9 protein-coding genes are annotated in these 7,819 nt (G+C 66.9%); all 9 read right to left on the bottom strand.

The window, feature by feature from the left end:
- The coding region (locus tag FJY88_10080; GenBank protein MBM3287679.1) for a pantoate--beta-alanine ligase at positions 1-874 on the bottom strand (874 nt) is incomplete at its 3' end.
- A complete protein-coding gene (gene panB / locus FJY88_10075) occupies positions 871-1,689 on the bottom strand; it encodes a 3-methyl-2-oxobutanoate hydroxymethyltransferase (GenBank protein ID MBM3287678.1) in 819 nt (272 codons plus the stop codon). The genes panB and FJY88_10080, both read right to left, overlap by 4 nt.
- 1 nt (position 1,690) lies before the next feature.
- On the bottom strand, positions 1,691-2,338 hold the full coding sequence (locus FJY88_10070) for a deoxynucleoside kinase (GenBank protein MBM3287677.1): 648 nt from the start codon (positions 2,336-2,338) through the stop codon (positions 1,691-1,693).
- The gene (folK, locus tag FJY88_10065) at positions 2,301-2,852 is read right to left on the bottom strand and encodes a 2-amino-4-hydroxy-6-hydroxymethyldihydropteridine diphosphokinase (protein MBM3287676.1); all 552 of its coding nucleotides are present in this window, start codon (positions 2,850-2,852) and stop codon (positions 2,301-2,303) included. Before folK ends, FJY88_10070 begins: the two co-directional genes overlap by 38 nt.
- On the bottom strand, positions 2,849-3,208 hold the full coding sequence (gene folB / locus FJY88_10060; GenBank protein ID MBM3287675.1) for a dihydroneopterin aldolase: 360 nt from the start codon (positions 3,206-3,208) through the stop codon (positions 2,849-2,851). Before folB ends, folK begins: the two co-directional genes overlap by 4 nt.
- Before the next feature lie 66 nt (positions 3,209-3,274).
- Positions 3,275-4,885, bottom strand: a complete 1,611-nt coding sequence (groL, locus tag FJY88_10055) for a chaperonin GroEL (GenBank protein MBM3287674.1) — start codon at positions 4,883-4,885, stop codon at positions 3,275-3,277.
- Between the two features lie 201 nt (positions 4,886-5,086).
- Entirely contained in the window at positions 5,087-5,899 is an 813-nt protein-coding gene (locus FJY88_10050) for a type III pantothenate kinase (GenBank protein MBM3287673.1), read from the bottom strand.
- Positions 5,886-6,683: a twin-arginine translocase subunit TatC gene (gene tatC / locus FJY88_10045; GenBank protein MBM3287672.1), complete on the bottom strand. Its 798-nt coding sequence runs from the start codon at positions 6,681-6,683 to the stop codon at positions 5,886-5,888. Before tatC ends, FJY88_10050 begins: the two co-directional genes overlap by 14 nt.
- A gap of 39 nt (positions 6,684-6,722) precedes the next feature.
- Positions 6,723-7,819, bottom strand: a 1,097-nt coding sequence (locus tag FJY88_10040; GenBank protein MBM3287671.1) for a chromosome segregation protein SMC, incomplete at its 5' end; no start/stop codon positions are given.

Genomic DNA, 7,819 nt, shown 5'->3' with positions numbered 1-7,819 from the left:
TCTTCCGCCCGAAGCCGCCGCGGCCCTTCGCCGCCGGGCGAACCGCCACATTGTCGATCAGCCGCGTGGAGCCCAGCCGGTAGGCCACGGCGAGGAGCCACGGTCCCCCCGGACCGGGGGCCGCGAGAGTCCGCGCGTCCCTGACGGCCGCGTAGTCGAGCTTGCCCGGGCCCGAGTCGAGGAGCGTGCGCAGCAACGCCTCCGAGTCGCTGGCGCTCTCGATCTCGCCGCTCCTGAGGGCGCCGGCCACAGCCTTGAGCGCGCGGTAGAGACGGGGCGCCCAGGCGCGCTGGCGCGGGGTGAGATAGCCGTTGCGGCTCGAGAGGGCCAACCCGTCGCTCTCCCGGACGGTGGGACAGACGACGACGCGGACGCCCAGGTCGAGATCGCGGACCATCCGGACGATCACGATCGCCTGCTGCGCGTCCTTCTGTCCGAGATAGAGGAGATCCGGCTCGACCGCGCCGAGGAGTTTCGCGACCACGGTCGTGACGCCGTCGAAGTGCCCAGGCCGCGAGGCTCCCTCGAGAGGCCTGCTCGAGCGCAAGACCGAGATCACGGTCTCGAACTGCTCCGGATAGAGAGCCTCCACGCGGGGCCGGTAGAGAAGGTCGGCGCCTTCCGCGGCGAGCATGGCCATGTCCCGGCGGATGGGACGGGGGTAGCGGGTGAAGTCCTCCCGCGGCCCGAACTGGAGGGGGTTGACGAAGATGCTCGCCACCAGGCGATCGCACTCGCGCCGCGCACGCGCCAGGAGAGCCCTGTGGCCCGCGTGGAGAGCGCCCATCGTCGGGACGAATCCGATCTTCTCCCCGGCCGCCCTCCACCTGCGGCACACAGCGCGCGCATCCTCCGCCCGCCGGGCGATGATCATGTCTGCTTCCCCTCCCCGAAGGAGTGCTCGGGGCCCGGGAAGTCCCCTCTCTCGACCTCGCCGCAGTAGAGTCTCACCGCTTCCTCGATCACGGCGGCGAGCTCCGCATAGCGCTTGACGAACCGGGGCCGGAACCCCTCATAGAGGCCGAGCATGTCGTGAAGGACGAGGACCTGTCCGTCGCAGCCGGGCCCCGCGCCGATTCCGATCGTCGGGATCCGCACGCTCTCGGAGACGCGCGGGGAGAGCGCGGCGGGGACGCTCTCCAGAACGATCGAGAAGCAGCCGGCATCCTCCAGGAGCTTCGCCTCTTCGATCAGGCGCGTCCCATCGTCCCCCCTGCCCTGCACGCGATAGCCGCCGAATTGCAGCACCGACTGCGGCGTCAGACCGAGATGCCCCATGACGGGGATGCCGGAGGCCGTCAGCGCCCTGATCGACTCCTCGTTCCTCCTGCCCCCCTCCAGCTTGACGGCGTCGGCTCCCGTCTCCTTGAGCACGCGGACACACGATTCCATGGTCTGCGCGGGGCCCACCTGGAAGGAGCCGAAAGGCATGTCGACCACGACGAGCGCGCGCGGACCGGCGCGCATGACGGCCTTGGCATGGTGGATCATCTCCTCGAGCGTCACGGGGATGGTGTTCGGGTACCCGAGGACGACATTGCCCAGGCTGTCTCCCACGAGAAGGACATCCACGCCTGAGCGGTCGAGGATCCGCGCGGTCGGATAGTCATAGCAGGTCAGCACCTTGATCCGCTTGCGTCCCTTGCAGGCGCGGATGCTCTGGACGTTCAGCCGCTCTCGCTCGCTCATCTCAATCTCCCAGCGGTGTGTAGTAGAGAGTTCCCTTCGTCAGCCCGCGGATCTGGTTCAGGAGGTCATCGAAATCCTGAGGGCTCGCGACGATGTCGATCGCGTCCGTGTTGACAACGAGCAGGGGAGCTTCCTCGTAGTGGAAAAAGAAGCGGTTGTAAGCCTCCCCGAGCTCCCTGAGGTACTCGGGATCGATCCCTCTCTCGAAGGCTCGACCCCTCTTCTCGATTCTCTTCAGCAGCGTTTCCAAGCTCGCCTGCAGGTAGACGACGCGGTCTGGACGCGGCAGCTCTCGCTCGAGCAGGGGGAGGATTTGGTCGTAGAGGGCCATCTCATCCTCGTCGAGGTTCAACGTGGCGAAGATCCTGTCCTTGCGGAACATGTAGTCGCAGACGATCCGCGTGTCGAAGAGATCGACCTGACCGAGGGCTCGTTGCTGCCGGAACCGCGACAGAAGGAAGAAGAGCTGGCACGAGAATGCGTAACGCCGGCGATCCCGATAGAACGAGTCCAGGAAGGGGTTCTCCTCGACCTCCTCGAGGACGAGGCGCGCGTTCATTCTCTCGGCGATCCGTCTGGCGAGCGTGCTCTTGCCGACGCCGATGACTCCCTCAATCGCGAGGAAGCTCGGGTCCTGCCTCTCCTGCAAGGAATCGTCCCTCCTCGGGATCACAGCGCCCGACCGGCCGAACCTCGGATGGGTCGGGATCCAACGCGACCAGCATCTCGGCCGCCGTCCGTCCTGTCAACGGGTCCCTCCAGTCGGGATCCAGCTCGCATAGAGGAACCAGCACGAAGGCCCGCTCCGCGATCCTCGGATGCGGAAGGGTCAGCGCGGAGTCCGCGACGACGCGCCCGTCCAGGTCCAGGATGTCGAGGTCGAGGGTTCGCGGTCCCCAGGGCCGCTCCGGAGCGCTCCTCCCGGCGGCTCTCTCCATCTCCCCCAGCGCCGCCAGGAGGGTCAGCCCGTCGAGTTCCGTGTCGAAGACCGCGACCGCGTTCAGGAAATCGGGCTGCTCGCGGAGCCCCCAGGGCCGGGTCTCATAGACATGGCTTGCGCGCAGGCTTCCCGTCGCGGCGAGGGCGCGAAGGGCCTGGAGGGCGTGGCAGAGGGTCGCGGCGCGGTCGCCCAAGTTGGATCCGACTCCTACGAACGCCCTCACTCCCTGGCGCGCTCCAGTTCGACCTCGACGCAGCTCAGGTTCGCATCGAAGGGGAGATTCGTCTTCCTTACCCGCACCACCGTCCTGCCGACCGAGAACTCGCTGAGAATCGTCTCCGCGATCTCCCCCGCCAGCGACTCGATCAGGTGGTACTTCCGCGAATGGGCCACCTCCCGTATGCGCCCGTAGATCTTCTCGTAGTCGACGGTCCGGGCGACGTCGTCCGAGGAGACTGCCGGGGAGAGGTCCAGGTGAAGCTCCACATCCAGGGTGACCTTCTGAACCCACTCCTTCTCGATCTCGGCGACACCGAGGCGAGGGAAGACGGTGACGTCGTGCAAGCGGATCACATCCATCGAGACCCTCCGGGGCTTGGGCCGGGCGGAGACGAGAGACGAGCCTCTCGTTGACGCCCAAACGGCCTACGGTCCCTCCGGCTTCCCCTTCTTCTCGGGCGGCTCTGGCTTGTCGGCGACCAGGGTTTCCGTCGTCAGGATGAGTCCGCCGATCGAGGCCGCGTTTTCGAGCGCGGTGCGCGCGACCTTCGTCGGATCGACGATCCCGGCCTTCAGCAGGTCTTCGATCTGCCCGGTCTCCGCGTTGAATCCGAAGGCGCCTTCCTGCTCCATCACGCGCGCCGCGATCGTGCCCCCCTCGAGGCCGGCGTTGGCCGCAATCGTGACGGTCGGCTCCATGAGCGCGCGACGCACGATCTCGATCCCGAGCTTTTCGTCGCGACCGAGCGCGCCGGGCTTCTCGAGCGACTTGAGGGCTCTAAGAAAAGCGGTTCCCCCTCCGGGGACAATCCCCTCCTCCACGGCGGCCCTTGTCGCGGAGACGGCATCCTCGACGCGTCCCTTGCGCTCCTTCATCTCGATCTCGGTCATCGCCCCGACGCGGATGACGGCGACCCCGCCCGACAGCCTCGCGAGCCTCTCCTGCAACTTCTCGCGGTCGTAATCCGAGGTCGTCGCCTCGATCTGCTTGCGGATCTGCCTGCACCGCTCGTCGATCGCCTCGCGCGCCCCCGAGCCGCCGACGACGGTCGTGTTGTCCTTGTCGGCCACGACTCTCTTCGCCCGCCCCAGGTCGTCAAGCTCGACACTCTCGAGCTTGATCCCGACATCCTCCGAGATGACCTTGCCGCCGGTCAGGATCGCGAGATCCTCGAGCATCGCCTTCCTGCGGTCTCCGAAGCCTGGCGTCTTCACCGCGCAGCAGTCCAGCGTCCCGCGCAGGCGATTGACGACTAGCGTCGCCAGCGCCTCGCCCTCCATCTCATCGGCTATGATCAGGATCGGCCGCCCCGCGCGAGCGATCTTCTCCAAGGGCGGCAGGAGATCCTTGATGTTGCCGATCTTCCTGTCGCAGATCAGGATCTGAGCGTCCTCGAGGACAGCCTCCATCTTCTCGGCGTCGGTCACGAAGTAGGGAGAGATGTAACCTCGATCGAACCGCATCCCCTCGACCACATCGAGGGTCGTCTCCGTTCCCTTCGCCTCCTCGACGGTGATGACGCCTTCGCGCCCCACCTTGGTCATCGCGTCGGCGATCAGGCCTCCGATCACGGCATCGGTGTTGGCGCTCACGGTCGCGACCTGCGCAATCTCCTCCCGCGTCTGGATCGTCTTCGATTGCCTCCTGAGGTCGGCCACGACCCTCTCGACCGCCACCGCGATCCCGCGCTTGATCTGCATCGGATTCCCGCCGGCGGTCACCGCCTTGAGGCCCTGGACCACGATGGAGTGAGCCAGAATCGTCGCCGTCGTCGTGCCGTCTCCCGCCACGTCCTGCGTCTTCTGGGCGACCTCGCGGAGGAGCTGGGCGCCCATGTTCTCGTAGGCGTCCTTGAGCTCGACGTCCTTCGCGATCGTCACTCCGTCGTTCGTGATCACCGGGCTGCCCCACTTCTTGTCGAGGACCACATTGCGTCCCTTGGGGCCCAGAGTCACACGGACGGCGCTCGCGATCTGCTCGACCCCGTTGCGGAGCGCCTCACGCGCCTGGGCGTCGAACTTGAGCATCTTGGCCATCGCCCCTCCCTTCCTGCCCCCCGCCGGGGATCACTGGATGACGCCGTCTCCGATCGATTCCGGACTCTGCCCCGGCTCCTCCACCACGCCCGCGACAGCTCGTGCCGAGCGGATGCTCTGAGCGAGCGTCCAAGATGAACGATGACAGGCCCTGACGGCCGCTGGTCAGGAGACGATTCTAGGGAGCATGAGGGCGGTTCCTCAAGGCGATTTTCGCCGCGCGGGACCTCGCCGGCGCGCCCGCTCGTCGATGAGAGCGAGGCCGCGGAGCGTGAGTCCCGGATCGACGGATTGGATGCTCGAGCAGATCGGTCCGATGACGGTGGCAAGGCCTCCCGTGGCGACGACCGTCGGCCGGAGGCGCATCTCCCTTCGGATCCGGCCTACAATCCCATCGATCTGTCCGGCCGCGCCGTAGATGATGCCCGACTGGAGGCTGGCTTCAGTCGTCCGGCCGACCACTCTGGCAGGCGCCCGCAACTCCACCTTGGCCAGGCGCGCGGCCCGCCGAAAGAGCTCCTCGGCGCTCGATGCGACCCCCGGCGCGATCACCCCTCCCGCATAGCGCGGACCTGGCAGGACGAGATCGAAGGTGGTCGCCGTGCCCATGTCGACGACGATCGCCGGAAGCCGGTAGCCAGCGGCGACGCCCACGGCGTTGGCGATCCGATCTGCGCCGACAGACGTCGGATCCGGAACCGCAAGACGCAGCCCCAGCGGAAGGCGGGAGGAGACGAGGATCGGACGCGCCCGCAGCAGCCGCACTGCCAGATCCTCATAGGCGGCCGTCAATGTCGGGACGACCGATGCGATGACCGCGCGCCGGCTCCTCATGAGATCCGCGAGAAACGGCCTCAGCAGCGTAGTCAACAGAGGGCACAACTCGTCCGCGGTCCGGTGGACCTGCGAAGTCAGCCTGTGAAGCGCGCGCAGTTCCCTGTTCTCGAGGACGCCCAGCACGACCTGCGTGTTGCCCACATCGACGGCCAGCAGCCATTCCCTACCCGCCAAGATGACTCCCTCCTTCTGCGCCGGCGGCCGGGGCCGCCGCCTCCGCCGACTTCCCTTTCCAGATGGCCCGCGCCACTAGGATGCTCGCGAAGTAGAGGACCAGCACAGGGGCCGCGAGGATGATCTGCGACGGTCCGTCCCCTGGCGTCACGGCCGCCGTGATGACGAAGATCGCCACGACCGCGTGCCTCCATCGGCGCATGAGAAACGTGGGGCTCAGCACGCCGATCAAGCTCAGGACGGCGACCACGAGCGGAAGCTGAAAGAGAAGGCCGCATGCCATGGCCATGCTCACGACGAAGTCGAGGAGCGCTCCGACGGCGATCTGCGGCCGCACCAACTCCGTTCCGAACCCGACGAGGAGCCCGAGCATCGTCGGCGTCAGGACCAGATAGGAGAAGGCGACCCCACCGTAGAAGAGGATCGCGGACCACAGGACCAACGGCCCGACGATCCGCCTCTCCCGGCGGAGGAGCCCCGGAACAACGAAGCCCCAGATCTGCCACAGGACCACGGGGAGCGAGGCGAGAAGCCCCAGGATGAAGGCGACCTTCAGCCGCGCGTTGAAGGCCTCCAGAGGCTTCAAGAACGTGGCATGCTCGATCGTCTGCTTCACGATCGTGTCAAGGACCCTGCCGGAAAAGACGTATGCCGCGATCGTGCTCAGGAGTAGGAGGCCGACGATCCTCAGAAGGACGCGGCGCAGCTCCTCGAGATGCTCCAGGAAGGGCATCTCCTTCTCCTCGGATCCGAGGAGATTCCTCAAGGCAGCGAGCTTGCTTCCCATGCGATTGGGCCGCGCACGCGCTCGGCGGCCGGTCCCAAGCTAGGCCTCCCCCGCGGCTGTGGACGATGCGACGCCCGCCTCGGTGATAATCGGCTCGAGCATCCCTTCCCCCTCCCCGAGCCGGACCGAGACGATCTTCGAGACTCCGACCTGCTGCATGGTGACGCCGTAGAGGCGGTCGGCCGCCTCCATCGTCCTCTTGTTGTGCGTGATCACCACGAACTGGGTCCTCTCGCTGAAGTGACGCAGGAGGGTCACGAACCGTCGGATGTTGGCGTCATCGAGCGGAGCGTCGAGCTCGTCCAGAACGCAGAACGGGCTCGGTTTCACGAGGTAGAGGCCGAAGAGCAGGGCGATCGCCGTCAACGCGCGCTCGCCCGTCGAGAGCAGCCGGATCGCCTCGAGCTTCTTCCCACGGGGCCTGGCGGTGATCTCGATTCCCGCCTCCAGGGGATCGTCGCCGGCCAGGGTCACGTCCGCCTCCCCGCCCGGGAAGAGGAACTCGAAAGTGCTGCGGAAGTGCCCGCGGGCCTTCTCGAATGTCTCCCTGAACATCGACCCGGCCGTCTCGTTGATCCTCTGGATCGCCTGGAGGAGATCGGATCGCGCCTTGAGCAGGTCCTCTTGCTGGCGGCGGTGGAAGAGGAGCCTTTCCTTCTGCGTGGAGTACTCCTCGGCGGCCACGAAGTTGACCGGCCCGAGCGCGAGGAGCTTCTGCCTCAGGCCGGCAATCCGCTCGAGCTCATCTGCATCTTGTCCGCCCGCCTCGGTGTCGCCTTCCCCACTCCGGCCGGCGTCCGGTCCCGTCTCCTCCGCCGCCGCTTCGGATTCTGCCGCCGCGCGTTTCTCCGCCTCCTCCGCGATGTCGCACTTGAACTCCTGGTAGATCCGTTCTCGAAGCTTCTCCATCTCGGAGCGGATCTCGACCTCGCGCACCTGGTCCGAGTGGAGGCGTTCACTCAAACCGTCGAGGTTGCGCCTCAGCTCGCGCAGCTCGTGATCCTGCTCGGCGAGCGCCGTCTGGATCGAGTCGCGCTCGCCGCGGCGCTCGTCGAGGAGCTTCTCGATCTGGAGCAGCCGGACATCGATCTCGCGTCCCCGCTCGCCGAGATCCGCGCGCTTCTTCTCCGCCGCCT

It is taken from the genome of Candidatus Eisenbacteria bacterium (genome assembly GCA_016867495.1).
In the GTDB taxonomy this organism is placed as follows: domain Bacteria; phylum Eisenbacteria; class RBG-16-71-46; order CAIMUX01; family VGJL01; genus VGJL01.
This window is presented reverse-complemented; position numbering and strand designations above follow the sequence as displayed.